The following is a 211-nucleotide window of genomic DNA, read 5'->3' on the forward strand; positions in this document are numbered from 1 at the left end:
TAATAAGTGGCGGAACGGACGGGACTCGAACCCGCGACCCCCTGCGTGACAGGCAGGTATTCTAACCAACTGAACTACCGCTCCACCGAATTTCTTTGTCACCACCCGGATTCTTCATCCCGGTTTACTGCAATTTGATGCCTGGCAGTTCCCTACTCTCGCATGGGGAGACCCCACACTACCATCGGCGCTACGGCGTTTCACTTCTGAG

1 tRNA gene is annotated in these 211 nt (G+C 55.5%); it reads right to left on the reverse strand.

The window, feature by feature from the left end:
- Positions 1–7: 7 nt before the first annotated feature.
- Positions 8–84, reverse strand: a tRNA-Asp gene (locus OGY71_RS00290).
- Positions 85–211: the final 127 nt, after the last annotated feature.

This window comes from Citrobacter sp. Cpo109, from assembly GCF_030332565.1.
GTDB lineage: Bacteria > Pseudomonadota > Gammaproteobacteria > Enterobacterales > Enterobacteriaceae > Citrobacter > Citrobacter portucalensis.